Source organism: Streptomyces sp. NPDC047515 (assembly GCF_040643055.1).
Classification (GTDB): Bacteria; Actinomycetota; Actinomycetes; order Streptomycetales; family Streptomycetaceae; genus Streptomyces.
In genome coordinates this window covers 85,374-102,017 of the sequence record NZ_JBEYTM010000023.1, presented here as the reverse complement: position 1 = coordinate 102,017, position 16,644 = coordinate 85,374, and the positions used below count along the sequence as shown (strand labels likewise).

At 69.4% G+C, this 16,644-nt stretch carries 16 protein-coding genes and 1 tRNA gene; 7 read left to right on the top strand and 10 right to left on the bottom strand.

Features of this window, described 5'->3' with window-relative positions:
• Positions 1 to 40: 40 nt before the first annotated feature.
• Both ABZ826_RS20500 and ABZ826_RS20495 read left to right on the top strand, forming a co-directional pair.
• Positions 41 to 114: transfer RNA gene (locus ABZ826_RS20500), tRNA-Pro, on the top strand.
• A 182-nt stretch (positions 115 to 296) separates the two neighbouring features.
• Complete coding sequence (locus ABZ826_RS20495) at positions 297 to 725, top strand: carboxylesterase family protein (RefSeq protein ID WP_361449926.1); 429 nt, start codon at positions 297 to 299, stop codon at positions 723 to 725.
• A gap of 181 nt (positions 726 to 906) precedes the next feature.
• Here ABZ826_RS20495 and ABZ826_RS20490 read toward each other — a convergent pair whose 3' ends face one another.
• Positions 907 to 1,410 (bottom strand): FBP domain-containing protein, encoded by a 504-nt coding sequence (locus ABZ826_RS20490; protein WP_361449886.1) that lies wholly within the window; start codon positions 1,408 to 1,410, stop codon positions 907 to 909.
• A gap of 357 nt (positions 1,411 to 1,767) precedes the next feature.
• Between ABZ826_RS20490 and ABZ826_RS20485 the strand changes: the two genes are divergently transcribed.
• Together ABZ826_RS20485 and ABZ826_RS20480 are read left to right on the top strand one after the other, a co-directional pair.
• Positions 1,768 to 1,938, top strand: a complete 171-nt coding sequence (locus ABZ826_RS20485; RefSeq protein WP_361449883.1) for a hypothetical protein — start codon at positions 1,768 to 1,770, stop codon at positions 1,936 to 1,938.
• A 628-nt stretch (positions 1,939 to 2,566) separates the two neighbouring features.
• On the top strand, positions 2,567 to 3,373 hold the full coding sequence (locus tag ABZ826_RS20480) for an SGNH/GDSL hydrolase family protein (protein WP_361449880.1): 807 nt from the start codon (positions 2,567 to 2,569) through the stop codon (positions 3,371 to 3,373).
• Positions 3,374 to 3,661: 288 nt separating this feature from the next.
• Here the strand turns inward: ABZ826_RS20480 and ABZ826_RS20475 are convergent, their stop codons facing one another.
• Complete coding sequence (locus tag ABZ826_RS20475; protein ID WP_361449877.1) at positions 3,662 to 4,051, bottom strand: nuclear transport factor 2 family protein; 390 nt, start codon at positions 4,049 to 4,051, stop codon at positions 3,662 to 3,664.
• A gap of 77 nt (positions 4,052 to 4,128) precedes the next feature.
• Entirely contained in the window at positions 4,129 to 4,965 is an 837-nt protein-coding gene (locus ABZ826_RS20470; RefSeq protein WP_361449923.1) for a methyltransferase domain-containing protein, read from the bottom strand.
• Between the two features lie 62 nt (positions 4,966 to 5,027).
• Here ABZ826_RS20470 and ABZ826_RS20465 point away from each other — a divergent pair, with 62 nt between their 5' ends.
• Both ABZ826_RS20465 and ABZ826_RS20460 read left to right on the top strand, forming a co-directional pair.
• Positions 5,028 to 6,977, top strand: a complete 1,950-nt coding sequence (locus ABZ826_RS20465; RefSeq protein ID WP_361449874.1) for a prolyl oligopeptidase family serine peptidase — start codon at positions 5,028 to 5,030, stop codon at positions 6,975 to 6,977.
• Between the two features lie 471 nt (positions 6,978 to 7,448).
• Positions 7,449 to 8,369, top strand: coding sequence for an SURF1 family protein (locus ABZ826_RS20460; protein ID WP_361449871.1), 921 nt, complete (start codon positions 7,449 to 7,451; stop codon positions 8,367 to 8,369).
• Positions 8,370 to 8,449: 80 nt separating this feature from the next.
• On the opposite strand, the gene ABZ826_RS20455 is transcribed toward ABZ826_RS20460, so the two are convergent.
• The 7 genes from ABZ826_RS20455 to ABZ826_RS20425 form a co-directional block, all read right to left on the bottom strand.
• Complete coding sequence (locus tag ABZ826_RS20455) at positions 8,450 to 9,793, bottom strand: hypothetical protein (RefSeq protein ID WP_361449868.1); 1,344 nt, start codon at positions 9,791 to 9,793, stop codon at positions 8,450 to 8,452.
• Between the two features lie 131 nt (positions 9,794 to 9,924).
• Positions 9,925 to 10,497, bottom strand: a complete 573-nt coding sequence (locus ABZ826_RS20450; protein ID WP_351086048.1) for a SigE family RNA polymerase sigma factor — start codon at positions 10,495 to 10,497, stop codon at positions 9,925 to 9,927.
• Positions 10,498 to 10,856: 359 nt separating this feature from the next.
• Complete coding sequence (locus tag ABZ826_RS20445; protein ID WP_361449864.1) at positions 10,857 to 11,921, bottom strand: aspartate-semialdehyde dehydrogenase; 1,065 nt, start codon at positions 11,919 to 11,921, stop codon at positions 10,857 to 10,859.
• On the bottom strand, positions 11,918 to 13,189 hold the full coding sequence (locus ABZ826_RS20440) for an aspartate kinase (RefSeq protein ID WP_361449861.1): 1,272 nt from the start codon (positions 13,187 to 13,189) through the stop codon (positions 11,918 to 11,920). Before ABZ826_RS20440 ends, ABZ826_RS20445 begins: the two co-directional genes overlap by 4 nt.
• A gap of 405 nt (positions 13,190 to 13,594) precedes the next feature.
• On the bottom strand, positions 13,595 to 14,254 hold the full coding sequence (locus ABZ826_RS20435; RefSeq protein ID WP_351086041.1) for a DUF5063 domain-containing protein: 660 nt from the start codon (positions 14,252 to 14,254) through the stop codon (positions 13,595 to 13,597).
• A gap of 113 nt (positions 14,255 to 14,367) precedes the next feature.
• Complete coding sequence (gene recR / locus ABZ826_RS20430; protein WP_361449857.1) at positions 14,368 to 14,967, bottom strand: recombination mediator RecR; 600 nt, start codon at positions 14,965 to 14,967, stop codon at positions 14,368 to 14,370.
• A gap of 61 nt (positions 14,968 to 15,028) precedes the next feature.
• Positions 15,029 to 15,364, bottom strand: a complete 336-nt coding sequence (locus ABZ826_RS20425) for a YbaB/EbfC family nucleoid-associated protein (protein WP_351086067.1) — start codon at positions 15,362 to 15,364, stop codon at positions 15,029 to 15,031.
• Between the two features lie 359 nt (positions 15,365 to 15,723).
• Between ABZ826_RS20425 and ABZ826_RS20420 the strand changes: the two genes are divergently transcribed.
• Complete coding sequence (locus tag ABZ826_RS20420) at positions 15,724 to 16,518, top strand: SLATT domain-containing protein (protein ID WP_361449854.1); 795 nt, start codon at positions 15,724 to 15,726, stop codon at positions 16,516 to 16,518.
• Positions 16,519 to 16,644: the final 126 nt, after the last annotated feature.

Sequence of the window (16,644 nt, the reverse complement as noted above, 5' to 3'; positions counted from 1 at the left end):
GGGCTAAAGTAATCGATGTCGCCAGAACACCGGCGGCGATCGGGGTGTAGCGCAGCTTGGCAGCGCGCTTCGTTCGGGACGAAGAGGTCGTGGGTTCAAATCCCGCCACCCCGACAGCTGAAGTACCAGGTCAGGGGCTTGATCCACTCAGTGGATCAAGCCCCTGAGTGGTTTCCGGGGCTCTTTTGGGAGCCGTTTGGGACACGACTTCGGGATCGGCTCCCCGCAGGGAGTCGATCAGGAAGTGGCGGCCCTACGCCTGCTCCGGTCGTCGAGGACGATGACGGCGCTATCCGCTGAGCAGGTTCGCCTCGGCGGGCGAAGCCCTGGCCGCGGTCCGCACCGACGCGACGTGGTCGGTGCCGACGCTCGACACCGCGCGCCTGCTGTCGAAGTGGACCCCGACACGGATGTACGAGTTCAGCGAACGCAACACCCCCTGGTTCAAGGGGTTCCCGGCCCCCAGCTTCGACCCGCGCGCCCAGCACATGGCCGAACTGCCCTACCTGTTCGACCTGGCCCTCTTCGAGAACATCAAGGATGAGCAGATGGGATTCCGCGATCGGATGCTCCACACATGGGTGGGCTTCGCCGCTTCGGGCAGGACGAGCCGGCCGGCCTTCCTCGGTGAGCGTGGATACGTGCAGACGCTGTCCTCTGAAGCCTGGAGGCGCGCGGACTTCACGGCTGACCACGACCACGCCTTCTGGAAGAGCCTCCAGTGATCCGGTCCCGGTAGCGACGACGGCGGCCGCGCCCCGAGCAGACTCGCCTCCTTCTTCGGAACCTCCGATCCGGCACGTGTCCTGCCGACGGACCCGTTGTGGCCGATCGCTGTCACAACTCTGGTGATTCCGTCGGTCACGCGGGCTTCCCCGCGAGGTGACGGGACACGCCCATCAGCACTCAAGCCACGGCGACCTTGGCCACGAAGGCATTCAGGTTGCCCCACATGCGCGCGCGCCGCTCGTCCAGGGTCAGGGACTCCTCGTACCGCCCGGAACGCAGCTTCGGCTGCCGCTTGCCCCGTAGGTACAGGGGGCAGGCGAGGTCCGCGCACATATAGATACCGACCGTGTTGCCCTCGCGCCCCCGGACGCCCGCCAACGGGGCGGCGAGCAGCGCGACCCCGGAGGCGGCGTGGCCTGTCAGGCAGACCTGGCACAGGCTGGACTTCACCGCACTGGTGCGACCCACGGAGGGCACACGCAGCGAGATCCCCAACGGACCCTGCTCCCGGGGCAGCACGAGATGCGCCCGCAGCGGCGCTCCTGGGTCCACCCAGCCCAGGAAGTCCAGCTCCCCCCATGGCAGTTCGCCGAAGTCGAGCGGCAGCCGCAGCCGTGCCGCGTCGCCCTTGGTGCAGTTCACGAAGGACGAACGGATCTGTTTCTCACTGAGCGGTTCCACGGGCATCGACCCTAAGTCCGGCCCGATCCGGCCGCACCCCAATATCTGCCTGATTCACATCCACCCGATCCGACCCATACACCTGATCCACCCGATCCGGCCTATCTGTTCGATCCACCCGAGTCGGCCGATCCGGCCGATCCGCTGGAGAGGGCTTGCCCGCAGAGGTCCGTTCCCATGGAGGCCGGTTTGGCCCGGCCCGCCGCGGCACCACGTCGTACACACGGTTGCCCCCTTCTTCCACGCCCGCATCGATACGAGCACACCCGGCAGCAGTTACCCGATATGCAGCTTTCGCACTCATATGCGAATCTAGTAATGGCCCATCGTCCGAGATCCGCTACAGGAGGCACGATCGTGGGCAAGAAGCAGAGTCGGCAGAACCGGGGTGCCCGCACCGGCGGCCACGAACGCAGCGTTGTTCCTGAGACCAAGGAGCAGACGCAGCGGACGCCTGTCCAGGACACGGTGCACTCGATCTCAGAACAGGTCTCCCACCGGAAGCAGCGGAGGTTCGGCCACAACTGACCCCCGCAGATTCACGAGAACGCCCTCTGTGGCGGCAACCCCGTAACCTCGGGGCCGGCCGCTTCACAGGGGGCGGTTTCGTGGGGCCTACGGTTCGGTCGCGGCGCGCGACGTCCGGATCCGCGAGGACATGGAGACGAGGGGCTCCCTGACGATCCCCGCGCTCCGGCCCGCCCCACCACCCCCGTCACCGGCCCCGTCGGCCCCGCTGCCCGACACACCGGGCGGCGGGGCCGATGCCACCCTCCTCCGTACGGAGAACCCATCACCGCTGTCGGCCACTCCGGTTCGAGGCGAGAGGGCCCACCGCGCCCCGCCCCGTGAACACGTCGAGCACGCGCCGGGCGGCTCGGGGGAACGTGAACGACCGAGGCATCGCCGACCTGCCCGGCCCTGAGGTCCCCGCTCCCGCAGGCCCGACTCCGTAGCCCGGATGTGCGCTCGTCACGCGGAGATCCAGGCGCGTCGAGAGGTTTATCTACGCGCGGAGCTACCGCCACCGAACGATCATTCGGGCAAATCAGACCAGTTCTTGCGCAGCCATTACCGGCGAGTACCAAGAGCTGCTAGAAACGTGGCGCTCAATCAACCCCCCACCCACCCCCCACACTTCGGAGGGCTGACAGCCATGTCAGTACGGAGATTCTGGGCGTCCGCATCCACTCTGCTCCTCGCCGCCGTGGCCGCCCTGGGCATCGCCCAGCCGGCCTCGGCATCCTCCTCGGCCGCCGCCGGTGGGTACGTCGCTCTCGGCGACTCGTACTCCTCCGGTGTCGGCGCCGGGAGCTACCTCTCCGACAGCGGTGACTGCCGCCGCAGCACCAATGCCTACCCCTACCTCTGGGCAGCGGCGAACTCACCTTCCTCTTTCGCCTTCGTCGCCTGTTCGGGCGCCACGACGAGTTCCGTGGTCAGCAGCCAGCTGGGCGCGCTGAACTCGTCCACCGGCCTGGTCAGCGTCACTGCGGGCGGCAATGACGTCGGCTTCGCCGATGTCATGCAGGCCTGCGTGCTGTCCAGCGAGGCCACCTGCCTGAGCAGCGTGAGCTCGGCCGTGTCGCAGATCCAGAACTCCCTTCCTTCCGGCTTGAGTTCGCTCTACGGCTCCATCCGCTCGCGGGCCCCGCAGGCACATGTCGTGGTGTTGGGTTACCCGCGCTTCTACGAACTGAGCGGCAGTTGCATCGCCGGGCTCTCGGAGAAGGAACGGTCGGCCATCAACAACGCGTCCGATGTCCTGAACGGCGTCATCGCCAAGCAGGCGGCCAATGCCGGATTCACGTTCTCCAGCGTGGTGGACGAATTCACCGGACATGAGCTGTGCTCCGGCGACGCCTGGCTCCACAGTGTGTCGATCCCGGTCTACAACTCGTACCACCCCAAGGCCGCCGGGCAGTCGGGCGGCTATCTTCCGGCCTTCCGCTCGGCCGCGTAGGACGCGGACGAGGGAGGTACAGGAATGCGGCGGGTTGCCGGGGTACTTCCGGCGGCCCGCCGCGCTCCTGTTGCGTTCGGGCGCGGGCACGTTGTTCCGGGCTCGGGCGCGTTGCCACGCTCCACGGCGGATTGCTTCGGATCCGGGCGGCTCTCCCCGGTCGACGCACGGCAAGGCGACAGCGGTGGCGAGCACGGCGGTGGCCGAGGCCGACTCCGACGCGGCGGACGACCGGGGCCGGATGCCGGGCGGAGCACAGCCGGCTTCTCCTGCATCCCGTCGGACGGTTCAGTACCGTTCGACAAGGTGCTCCCGGCCCGCCGGGGGCTCGTACGGTTCGGGCCAGAAGTCGGTGATCCCGCTTATCCGGCCCTCCTCGTCGAACGTGAAGAAGTGGATGGCGTGCAGCTCCTGCCGGCCGACTGTGAAGAGCGTCCGGGCAGCGGCCTGCTGCCCTTCCCGGTCGGCCACGACCCGTTCGACACGGACGCGCCAGTCCCCCGGATACTCCCGGTTGAACCGCACGTACCGCTCCTTCCCGCGAATGCGTTCGCGGGTCTGCGGCAGGTCGTACAGCACCTCGTCGGTGAGCGTCGTGGCGAAGGTGTCCCAGTCGCGGGCGTCGGCCGCGGTCCAGTACGTCTCCACCGCGGTGCGCAGATCAGCAGTCGTGGTCATGGTTCGAGTCTGAACCTCACCACTGACAATCGGCCTTGAGCCCGGAATCGGCCTTGGGCCCTGGTGTCGGCCCTCGATCAGGACTCGGCCGGCCGTGACGCCTTGATCGAGTACATCAGCGGGATGCGCGGACGGTCGGCCGGGAATCGGTAGGAGCCGTCGCCCTGCCGCTCCAGCGACGGGGAGCGCGCGAACAACGAGATGTCGTGCTCGTGCAGGAACTCGATCCGCAGCCCGGCCGCCGCCAGTGCCGACACCACGTCACCGATCGGGTGCTGCCATTCGACACTGCGGTTGTGGACGGTCGGTGCGTCGAAGTCCGCGTACGTGCCCGGCGACTCGTCCACCCACGCGTCACGGCTGAAGTAGTCGTGCACGACCTTCGTGCCGGTCGAGTCGTCGAGGCAGTCCGTGATCGGATGGAATTCCGCGAGGTGGAGGAAGCCGCCGGGCGCGACGAGCGATGCGGCGGTCTCGGCCCAGCGCCGGGTGTCGGGAAGCCAGTTCAGCGCGCCGACACCGGTGTAGACGATGTCGTACGACGAGTCCGGCACGGCCTCCGCGGCGTCATGGACGTCGGCGGCGACGAAGGCCGCCCGGTCCTGGGTGAACCCGAGCTCGCGGGCCAGGCCGCGCGCGGTCTCGACGGCCGGTTCGGAGAAGTCCAGACCGACGACGTGCGCGGCACCGTGCCGGGCCCAGGAGAGGGTGTCGACCCCGATGTGGCACTGCAGGTGCAGCAGCGACTTGCCGGTGACATCCCCGACCTCGGCGAGTTCGAAGTCGCGCAGGGCGTCCTTGCCTTCGCGGAAGGATTCGAGGTCGTAGAAGTCGCTCACGGCATGGATGGGGACCCGCTCGTCCCAGTGCGCGCGGTTGGCCTCGTGCCAGTCGGCGGGAGTCGGTGCATGTATGTCCGGGAGGTTATCCACAGGCTGAGGACGATGCGAACGGATTGTCGGCGTTCCGGCGCAGAATGGGGGACATGACTGAGATCACTGGTTCGACGGCCTCTTCCGCCCCGGCGACCGCTTCCGCTCCGGCTCCGGCTCCGGCTCCGGCTCCGGCAACATCCGCGTCCGCGTCAGCATCGGCTTCTGTGCCGGAATGGGAACAGCGTTTCCGCGCGCCGCGGGTGTCGCTGCCCGACTGGGCGGAGGACGCACCGGACCGCGCGCTGTTCGTCTCCAATGCCACGGGCACGTACGAGCTGTACGCGTGGGACCGCGCCACCGGTGAGCAGCGGCAGGTGACCAAGCGGCCCAACGGGACGACGGACGGCGTGCTGACACCGGACGGCGAGTCGATCTGGTGGTTCAACGACACCGACGGGGACGAGTTCGGGGTGTGGATGCGTCAGCCGTTCCGCGGCGGCGAGGGTGAGGAAGCGGTGGACGAGCCGGCGGCGCCCGGTCTCGGCGCCTCGTACCCGGCCGGGCTCGCGATCGGGCGGGACGGTACGGCGGTGGTCGGCCGTTCGACCGACGAGGACGGGACGACGATCCATGTCGTACGGCCCGGGGCCGCGCCCGTCGAGATCTACCGGCACCGCGAGTCGGCAGGCGTCGGCGACCTCAGTCATGACGGCACGCTGATCGCCCTGGAGCACACCGAGCACGGCGACGCGATGCACTCCGCGCTGCGTGTCGTGCGGCCGGACGGGTCGACGGTCGCCGAGTTGGACGACACCGAGGGCGGCACGAAGGAACTGGGCCTGTCCGTGCTGGGCTTCGCCCCCGGCGCCGGGGACACGAGGCTGCTGGTCGGGCATCAGCGCCGGGGCCGCTGGGAGCCGATGATCTGGGACCCGATGACGGGGACGGAGACGGAGCTCGCCCTCGACCTGCCCGGTGACGTGGGCGCCGAGTGGTATCCGGACGCCTCCGCACTGCTGATCGTGCACGGCTTCGAGGCCCGCAGCGACCTGTGGCGGTACGAGCCGGGGGCGGGCAGCGCTCCCGTCCGGGTGGAGACCCCCGCGGGTTCGGTGTCGGGTGCCACGGCCCGGCCGGACGGCACGGTGGAGTACGTGTGGTCGTCGGCCGCGCAGCCGCCCGTCATCCGGTCGACCTCGGGTGCGGTGGTGCTCGATCCGCCCGGCCCGAAGGCGCCTGCATCCGTGGCGGTGGAGGACGTGTGGGTGGACGGCCCCGGAGGCCGCGTCCACGCGCTCGTCCAGCGGCCGGCCGCCCCGGCCGAGGGGCCGTTCCCCACGGTCTTCGAGATCCACGGCGGCCCGACCTGGCACGACAGCGACGCCTTCGCCTCCGGCCCCGCCGCCTGGGTGGACCACGGCTACGCGGTCGTCCGGGTGAACTACCGCGGCTCCACCGGATACGGCCGTGCCTGGACGGACGCGCTCAAGCACCGGATCGGCCTGATCGAGCTGGAGGACATCGCCGCGGTACGGGAGTGGGCGGTGAAGTCCGGTCTCGCGGACCCGGCGAAGTTGGTCCTGGCCGGTGGTTCCTGGGGTGGCTATCTGACCCTGCTCGGCCTCGGCACACAGCCGGACGACTGGGCCCTGGGCCTGGCGGCGGTCCCGGTCGCGGACTACGTCACGGCGTATCACGACGAGATGGAGGACCTGAAGGCGATGGACCGGACACTGCTGGGCGGCACTCCGGAGGAGGTTCCCGAGCGCTTCGAGGCCTCGTCCCCGTTGACGTACGTCGACGCCGTCCGTGCGCCGGTCTACATCTCGGCGGGCGTCAACGACCCGCGATGCCCGATCCGCCAGGTCGAGAACTATGTGGACCGGCTGAAGGGCCGTGACGCGGTGCACGAGGTCTACCGGTACGACGCGGGGCACGGTTCGCTCGTGGTGGAGGAGAGGATCAAGCAGCTCCGTCTGGAACTCGACTTCGCTCGTCGCCACCTGGCCACAGATGCCGCCCCCGCAGTCCCCGCCGCCTCTGGCGCCTGAGCCATCCCCGCCGCTGCCACCGCCTCCTCCCCCGCCTCCTCCCCCGTCCCCTCCTCCACCCCCACCGTCGCCTCTTCGAGCCCGTCCGGCGGATCGATCCCGTCCAGCGAGTAGGGACGCTGGCTTCCTCCCTCCTCTCGCCCGACGTCACCACCGGCCGTCTCGGGCCCGTCCGGCAATCAAGACCGAAGCGGAAGCGGTGCGCGAGGCCGACGCGGCGGGGTGGGGGCCGGCCGGTGAGCGACGCCGCGCGGAGCGGTGCCCCGGACGCGGGGCCGGACGATGCGCAGGGCGGCCGGTGGGGTCGCCGCGCGGAGGCCACGACGGGGGCGACGCCGTGCGGTCGCGGAGGCCCTCGCCCCCAGCGCCCCGCCCCGCAGCACCCCGCCTCGCGACTCCGTCGGTGGCGCTGCCGCGCCCCAGTCGGCACCCCGCGCCGGACGACCGGAGCGGGGACCGTACCGTGGAGGGGTGTACCGGTTCCTGCTGACCCCGCGATGGTGGGGGATCAACCTCTTCGTAGTGCTGGCCATCCCGTTCTGCATCTTCATGGGTACCTGGCAGCTCGGCCGCTTCGAGGACCGCGTGCAGACGCACGACGCCGCCGAGAAGCAGCCCGCCCCGGGCACGAGGGCCGCCAAGCCGATCGACGACCTCCTGCCCGTCGACACGGTGACCTCGGGCCGCCCCGCCACCGCCACCGGCCGGTACACCGACCAGTTCCTGGTGCCCGGCCGGGAGCTGGACGACAAGAGCGGCTTCTACGTCCTGAACATGCTCCGTACGGACGGCGGCAAGGCCCTGCCGGTGGTACGCGGCTGGCTGCCCGGCCGGCCCGGCCACACCGCCGTACCCGCCGCACCGACCGGCGAGGTCACGGTCACCGGGGACCTTCAGGCATCCGAGAACGCCGGGACCACCGGCGTCGACTCGGCCGGCGGGCTCCCGTCCGGCCAGCTCGGCATGATCAGCGCCGCGTCCCTGGTCAACCTCGTCCCGTATGACGTCTACGACGCCTGGGTGACGCTCCAGGACACCGACGCCACCGGCTCGCTGCGTCCCGTACCGGCCGCAGCACCGCAGGGCACCGGGCTCGACCTGAAGGCCTTCCAGAACCTCGGCTACACCGGCGAGTGGTTCGTCTTCGCCGGGTTCGTGCTCTTCATGTGGTTCCGGCTGGTCCGCCGCGAGGCCGAAGCGGCACGCGACCTGAGCCTGGGCCTCGTCTCAGACACGGACGCGGGCACAGACTCGGGCACGGGCACGGGCTCGGGCACGGGCTCGGGCACGGATGGCGCAGCGGACACCCGGCCCGCCGATGCAACCGACGCCGCCGATGCCCCCGGCACAACCGACACAGCCGATCCCCATGTGAGCGCCGACGCCGGCTGAGGGCGTACGCATGAGGGGGCCGACCGGTTGAACCGGTCGGCCCCCTCACATATGGCCTGCGCCGTACGCCGTATCCCGCGTCACGTCGCGGGGGCGAGCACCCCGGTCCGGTAGATCGTGCCCGAACAGGCGTTGGCGATCTTGGTCTCCGCGACCGGCGCCCCCGCCTCCGGCGTGTGCGTCACGGCGACACTGCCGTCCAGCGTTCCACCGCCGTCCCCGCCGCCGAGCTGCGGAGCCGTCTCCGTGGTCTTGTCGCTGCTGCCTGCGTCGGTACCGGCGGCAGCGGCACCGCCGGAGTCGCCCGCGCCGTCCGTCGGTGTCGGACTCGGTGAACCCCCGACGGCCGGACAGGTGTCATTCGGCACCCAGGCGAACTTCACCTCGTACACCATGGACGGCTTCAGCAGCACCGTCCCCTGCTCCTGCGAAGGATCGGGCAGCCCGGACGCCGCGTCACCCGCGGTGTGCTGGACGACCGTGATCCTCGCCGGGTCGGCCGCGCCCATCGCCTGGAAGCCCACGCTGCCGCTACTACTCACCGAACAGTCCGTGCCGGACACATTGGCGATCCGGAAGGTCCCGTACACCGTGCCGTCGGCTCCGGCAGCGCCTGTCTCGGCCGAGGCGACCGCGAGTTGGCCCGAATCGCAGGCTGGCATGGTGCCCGCCGCGGAGGCGTCCGGGTCAAAGACCCCGCCGGCCGGATTGCCGTCGGAACCCCGGCCACGGCTGTCGGACGGGCTGCGCGTGCTCTCGGGATGGTTCTGGTCGCCACCCTGCCCGTTGCCGCTGCTGCCGTTGCTCTTCCCGCCGGTTCCCGCGCCGCTCTCGGTGCCGTTGCCGCCTTGTGCCTGCTCGCCGTGCCCGGCTATCGCGGGATTGGCGGCGTTCGAGCCGTCGGAGTTCGCGACATGGACGAAGGCGGGGACCGCGGTACCGATGAGCAGCGCCGCCGCCGCCATGCCGACGACGGCCTGCCGCCGCCTGGCGCGCCGGGCGGGCACCGCGCTGTACAGATGGTCGAGGGTGCCGTCGCGGGGTTCGATGTGCTGGACGGCCCCGTGCAGCATACGGCGCAGTGCGACCTCGTCCATGCCCGTGCCACCACCGTCTCCCGCGCCGGAACCCATGCCCGTACCGGAACCAGTGCCCAGGTCGGAACCTGCGCCCGCGCCGACGAGGCTGCTCAGTCCCCCGAGCTCGGCCGTCACAGCCGCCTCAGCCGCACCGGTGACCCCGTCCGCCGAACCGTCCCTGGCCAAGCCGTCCGTACCCGAACCGTCCGCAGCCGAGCCGTCCCCGGCCGAGCCATTCACGGCAGTGCCACCCGCGCCCGAATCATCCGTGTCCGAGTCATTCACGGCCGAGTCGTTCACGGCCGAGTCGCCCATGCCCGAATCGCTCATGTCCGAATCGCTCATGTCCGAATCGTCCATGTCCGCGTTCACGTCCGGGGTGCTCTCCGGCCCGTCGTTCACAATTCCGTTTCCAGTCCGGTCAATCCGAGGCTCGCGCTCGTGGCCGCTCTCGCCCCTCTGGTCGCGCCGGCTCATCACTGGGCCTCCATCACGACGCGCAACGCCGCGATCCCACGGGAGCCGTAAGCCTTGACCGAGCCCAGGGATATGCCGAGCGTCTCGGCCACCTGAGCCTCCGTCATGTCAGCGAAGTAACGCAGCACCAGCACCTCCCGCTGGCGCCGTTGCAGCCCCCGCATCGCCTTGATCAGCGCGTCCCGCTCCAGCTGGTCGTACGCACCCTCCTCCGCGCTCGCCATGTCCGGCATCGGCTTGGAGAGCAGCTTCAGTCCGAGGATGCGGCGGCGCAGCGCGGAACGGGACAGGTTGACGACGGTCTGGCGCAGATACGCGAGCGTCTTCTCGGGGTCCCGTACCCGGTTGCGCGCCGAGTGCACGCGGATGAACGCCTCCTGCACCACGTCCTCACATGACGCGGTGTCATCCAGGAGCAGCGCTGCGAGGCCGAGCAGCGAACGATAGTGAGCGCGATAGGTCTCGGTGAGATGGTCGACCGTGGTTCCGGCAGCCACGCTCTCCTCAGCGCCCTCGCGCTGCGACGGCAGCCGCGCGGGACGCGCGGCGGGCATGGGCGCGATCACCGGCATACCGCCGGGTGCGCGGGGCCGTCTGAGCGGACGCACCGAAGCGCCGCGCAGAGGGCCCACCACTGTGATATCGAGAACCTCTGCCACGCCAGTTGGACACGTTTCCCCCCGTCAGGGTTGTACGCGCGCTGCACCGCGTTTGACGCGGCGCGACATGCCCTCATACGTACCTGCTCTTCCACAAATGCCCTGAATATGCGCCCCGCCGCGCAAGAGATGACCGCTTAGACGCGCGTTTTCCGGCCAACGGTTGCAGTGGGCAGGAAGGTCATCGTCGGACACCTCGACACCCCAGCTCAAGAGGTTCAGACCTTCAACTTGCTCACAGGTCATTCACAGAGAGTACAAAACAGGTTCGATCAGGACCGAGGGAATTCGGCGGCCACCGACTCGGCGATCTGCGCCACGTTCAAGGCCGCGCCCTTACGGAGGTTGTCGCCGCAGACGAACAGTTCCAGACACCGCGGGTCGTCCAGCGACCTGCGCACCCGCCCGACCCAGGTCGGATCGGTACCGACAACGTCGGACGGCGTCGGGAAGTCCCCCGCCGCCGGGCTGTCGTAGAGCACGACACCCGGCGCCGTCGCCAGGATCTCGTGGGCCCGGTCGACCGCGATCTCGTTCTCGAACCGCGCGTGCACGGACATCGAGTGCGTCGCGATGACGGGCACGTACACACAGGTCGCCGCCACCCGCAGGCTCGGCAGATCCAGGATCTTGCGGCACTCCTGGCGGATCGCCAGTTCCTCCGACGACCAGCCGTCCCCGGCCTCGGTCCCGGCCCAGGGCACCACGTTGAGCGCCACCGGCGCGGCGAAGGGACTGCCTTCCATGTCCCCCACGGTCCGGCGTACGTCTCCGGGCTTCGTCCCCAGCTCCGTACCGGCCACCATCGACAGCTGTTCGCGCAGCGCCGCGACGCCGTCGCGGCCCTCCCCGCTCACGGCCTGGTACGAGGAGACGACCAGTTCCTGCACCCCGAATTCGGCGTGCAGCGCACCGACCGCGACGATCAGCGAGAGCGTCGTGCAGTTCGGGCTCGCGACGATGCCGCGCGGCCTGATCCGTACGGCATGCGGATTGATCTCAGGCACGACCAGCGGCACGTCCGCGTCCAGCCGGAACGCGGCGGAGTCGTCGATGACGACCGTGCCCTTGGCGGCGGCGATCGGCGCCCACTGCGCGGAGACGGCGTCGGGCACCAGGAACAGCGCCACGTCGACGTCGTCGAAGACGTCCTCGGTGAGTTCGAGGACCTCGCTCTCCTCGCCGCGCACGACCAGCTTGCGGCCAGCCGAACGCGACGAGGCGATCAGCTTCACCTCGCCCCAGACATCAGCGTGCTGCGAAAGGATCTGGAGCATGACACCGCCGATCGCCCCGGTCGCTCCGACGACCGCGAGCGAAGGACGGCGGGCGGTCATCGGCCGGTGCCCCCGTAGACGACGGCCTCGTCGGAATCGCTGTCGAGACCGAAGGCGGTGTGCACGGCGCGCACGGCCTCGTTGACGTCGTCGGCGCGGGTGACCACCGAGATGCGGATCTCGGACGTCGAGATGAGCTCGATGTTCACACCGGCGTCCGACAGCGCCTCGAAGAAGCCCGCCGTGACACCCGGGTTGGTCTTCATGCCGGCGCCGACCAGGGAGATCTTCGCGATCTGGTCGTCGTAGCGCAGCGACTCGAAGCCGATGGTGCCGCGGTTGCGCTCCAGGGCGTCGATGGCCTTGCGGCCCTCGGACTTCGGCAGCGTGAACGAGATGTCGGTCAGACCGGTCGACGCGGCGGAGACGTTCTGCACCACCATGTCGATGTTGACTTCCGCGTTCGCGATGGTGCGGAAGATCGCGGCGGCCTCGCCCGGCTTGTCGGGCACGCCGACGACGGTGATCTTGGCCTCGGAGACGTCATGGGCGACTCCGGAGATGATCGCGTGCTCCACCTTCTGGTCCCCTTGCGGCTCGTTGCTGACCCAGGTTCCGCGCAGTCCGGAGAAGGACGAGCGGACGTGGATCGGGATGTTGTAGCGGCGTGCGTACTCCACGCACCGGTGCAGCAGCACCTTGGAGCCGGACGCGGCCAGCTCCAGCATGTCCTCGAAGGAGATCCAGTCGATCTTCCGGGCCTTCTTCACGACCCGCGGGTCGGCGGTGAAGACACCGTCCACATCGGTGTAGATCTCACAGACCTCGGCATCCAGCGCGGCCGCGAGCGCGACCGCGGTGGTGTCGGACCCGCCGCGGCCGAGGGTGGTGATGTCCTTCTTGTCCTGGGACACACCCTGGAACCCCGCGACGATCGCGATGTTCCCCTCGTCCAGCGCCGTACGGATACGGCCCGGCGTCACATCGATGATGCGCGCTTTGTTGTGGACCGAGTCGGTGATGACGCCTGCCTGGCTACCCGTGAACGACTGGGCCTCGTGGCCCAGGTTTTTGATCGCCATCGCCAGCAGGGCCATGGAGATCCGCTCTCCGGCGGTCAGCAGCATGTCGAACTCACGCCCGGCAGGGATCGGGGATACCTGCTCGGCGAGATCGATCAACTCGTCCGTCGTGTCACCCATCGCTGACACCACGACAACCACCTGGTTGCCGTTCTTCTTGGCATCGACGATTCGCTTGGCGACACGCTTGATGCCTTCGGCATCGGCTACGGAGGAGCCTCCGTACTTCTGCACGACAAGGCCCACGTGCGCTCCTCGCTCAGTCCATTACTGCGGTCGACTCAGTTTAACGAGCAGTCCGGAAACGCCCCGCCAATATCACATGGTGAGATGTCCCGCCCAGCACGTGATCATCGGCGTGTCGCTCCGAACTGCTCGTACGGGGCTGCTGCCCGCCGATCGGGCGCGCACTCCCGGATGTGGTCCAGCCCACACGTGTGGCGAGCCGGGCCCACGATTCAGGAGCCACCCCCTCCAGCGTGGACCGGAACCCCGCGATCCGCCCTTCGGAGGCCCCCACCATACGTAAGAGGAGCTCACAAAATGGGAGTCCGATCAGCTCGCCTGCGCACGGCTGATAGCGCCCACGACGCACCTCTTCGACGCGTGGGTGTCCCAGCCCGCGCCGGGCAGCCGGCGGGCGCTACTGCCCTACTGCACCGGTCGCAGGCCCAGCGGGCCCGCGATCTCCGCGGCCATCACCCGGCCCGCCTCCTCGGCCAGTTCGTCGTCGACCGTCTCCGAGTCGGTGTCCAGGCCGTCCAGTTCCTGGAGGGGCTGGTTGAGGCGGATGTGGGCGATCAGGGACTGGAGGGCGCGCAGGGTGGCGGATGCGGTGGAGCCCCAGTTGGAGAAGTAGGAGAACTGCCACCACCACAGGGCCTCGGTCGTACGGCCCTCTTCGTAGTGGGCCAGGCCGTGGCGCAGGTCGGTGACCAGGTCGGCCAGGTCGTCGGAGATACGGGCCGGGACCGGGGCCTTGCGGGGCTCGTACGGGTCGAAGACCTCGGAGTAGACGTCGATCGGCTCCAGCAGGGCGGCGAACCGCTCGCGCAGGCCGTCGGCGTCCGGCTCCGCGCCGAGATCCGGCTCGTAGCGCTCGTCCGGGACGATGTCCTCGTACGCACCGAGCCTGCCGCCCGCCAGCAGCAGCTGGGAGATCTGGAGCAGCAGGACGGGGACGGCCTCCTCGGGCTCCTCGACCTTGGACACCTCGGTGACCGCGACGATGAACGTCTTGATCTGGTCAGCGATCTGGACGGCGAAGTCGTCCGGGTCCTGCGTGACGGAGTTCAGCGTGGCGTCAGACATCGAGGGGACCTCCCGTGGGCACGGTCGCGAACGGTGAGTAGAACATAGCGTCGCTGAACGTAAAGCCGTCGTGAGTCGATGCGAGAACATCAGACGTCGTGATCGTGAATGCATCAGACATCGAGCAGACGCCTCCCCTCGAAGGCGCGGCCCAGGGTGACCTCGTCCGCGTACTCCAGGTCGCCGCCCACCGGCAGCCCGCTGGCGAGTCTGGTGACCCGCAGGCCCATCGGCTTGATCATCCGCGCCAGGTACGTCGCGGTGGCCTCGCCCTCCAGGTTGGGGTCGGTCGCAAGGATCAGCTCCGTGATCGAGCCGTCGGCCAGGCGGGCGAGCAGCTCACGGATGCGCAGGTCATCGGGCCCGACGCCCTCGATCGGGCTGATCGCACCGCCGAGCACGTGGTACCGGCCCCGGAACTCACGGGTCCGTTCGATCGCGACGACGTCCTTCGGCTCCTCGACCACGCAGATGACCGTCTGGTCGCGGCGCGCGTCCCGGCAGATGTTGCACTGCTCCTGCTGGGCGACGTTGCCGCAGACCGAGCAGAACCGGACCTTCTCCTTGACCTCCAGGAGGGCATGGGCGAGGCGGCGCACATCGGTCGGCTCGGCCTGCAGGATGTGGAAGGCGATCCGCTGCGCGCTCTTGGGACCGACGCCGGGCAGCCTGCCCAACTCGTCGATGAGGTCCTGAACCACGCCTTCGTACAACGGGAACGCCTTCCTTCTCCTGATCCTGGGTGCGCTGAACGCCGAGCTGTGGGTCGCGCGGTCAGAAGGGGAGGCCGGGCATGCCGCCCAGGCCCTGGGCCAGCGGGCCCAGCTTCTGCTGCTGGAGCTGCTGCGCGTTCTCGTTCGCCGCCTGGACCGCGGCGACGACGAGGTCCGCGAGCGTCTCGGTGTCCTCCGGGTCGACGGCCTTCGGGTCGATCACCAGAGCGCGGAGCTCACCGGAGCCGGTCACGGTCGCCTTCACCAGACCACCACCCGCCTGCCCCTCGACCTCGGTCCGGGCCAACTCCTCCTGGGCCGTGGCGAGATCCTGTTGCATCTTCTGCGCCTGCTGCAGCAACTGCTGCATATTGGGCTGACCACCACCGGGAATCACGGTCACTCCTGGCAATTCGACGACAAAATGTTTCGGTACGCCGAGCCTACGTGGTCACCGCGCAGTGCGCCCCACTCACTGGCGAGCAACTCTTTCGAGTGAGTTTCAACCAGCGTCGGCGTGACTCCTATACCTGATCACAGCCCCTACGCACCGCGGAATACCGCGATTCCGACCCCGCAGCCCACCATTCGGCGGTAGGAAGGGCATACACATCAGGACACATAGGCACACCGCTTGTCACGCAAGGTTACGTACGCGGGACAGTCGGCCACGCCGGAGAGCAGTGATCAGCCCATCGTCGAACACACACCACCACACATCAGGCGTCGCTACGCAGAATGCAGAGGAGTACCCCGGTGAGTCAGCCGGAGATGCAGCCCGAAGGGGCGCCCCGCAACGAGTCCGGCGCGGCCGGCTCGGCCGGTTCCTCCGGTTCTGGCTCCGGCGCACGCGGCCGGGGTGCGCGGGGCGAGGATCTGACCGCTCAACCGTTCCCGCTCGGCAACTGGGGAGAACCGGCCGAACGCCTCGACGAGCTGTACCGCTGGGTCGAGGCCGACGCGCTGCGCACCGCCGACTGGTATCTGGGCGACCGGATCCGGAAGCGGCGCGGGGCCAGGGCGCTGCGGATCGGCACGGCGGTCGGGGCGGTCGCGGGCGCCGCGCTGCCGTTACTCGACCTCACCGGGGCGCTGAGCGGGGCGGCGGGCTGGGGCTATCTGTCGCTGCTGCTGGGCGCCGCGTGCATGGCGTGCGACCGGTACTTCGGCCTGACCTCGGGCTGGATAAGGAACCTCGCGACCGCTCAGGCCGTGCAACGGCGCCTTCAGGTGCTGCAGTTCGACTGGGCGTCGGAGTGCGTACGGGAGGTGCTCGGTCCGACCGAGGGGACGGCCAGCGAGGCGGCCGAGCGGTGTCTGGGGGTGCTGCGGCGCTTCTCGGAGGACATCACGGAACTCGTACGGACCGAGACCGCGGACTGGATGGTGGAGTTCCGGGCCGGGCCCGCGCCGTTGGGGATGCAGGCGCTGTCGTCGGGCAGCGGGAACGGGGGGCGTACGGACCAGGGGGCGCTGCCGGGACGGTTCCCGATGCAGACGATGACCCGGCCGAACATGCCGAGGCAACGGCCTCCGGAGTCACCTCGGTGATCCCACCGCGGTGACTCCGGAGGTGTGCGGCCCGTCCAGGCGCCACGGTCCGCTGTCTCCGACCGTCATCGTCAGGCCGTTGTGCAACCTCTGGCCGTCATCGTCAGGCCGCTGTGCATCCTCTGA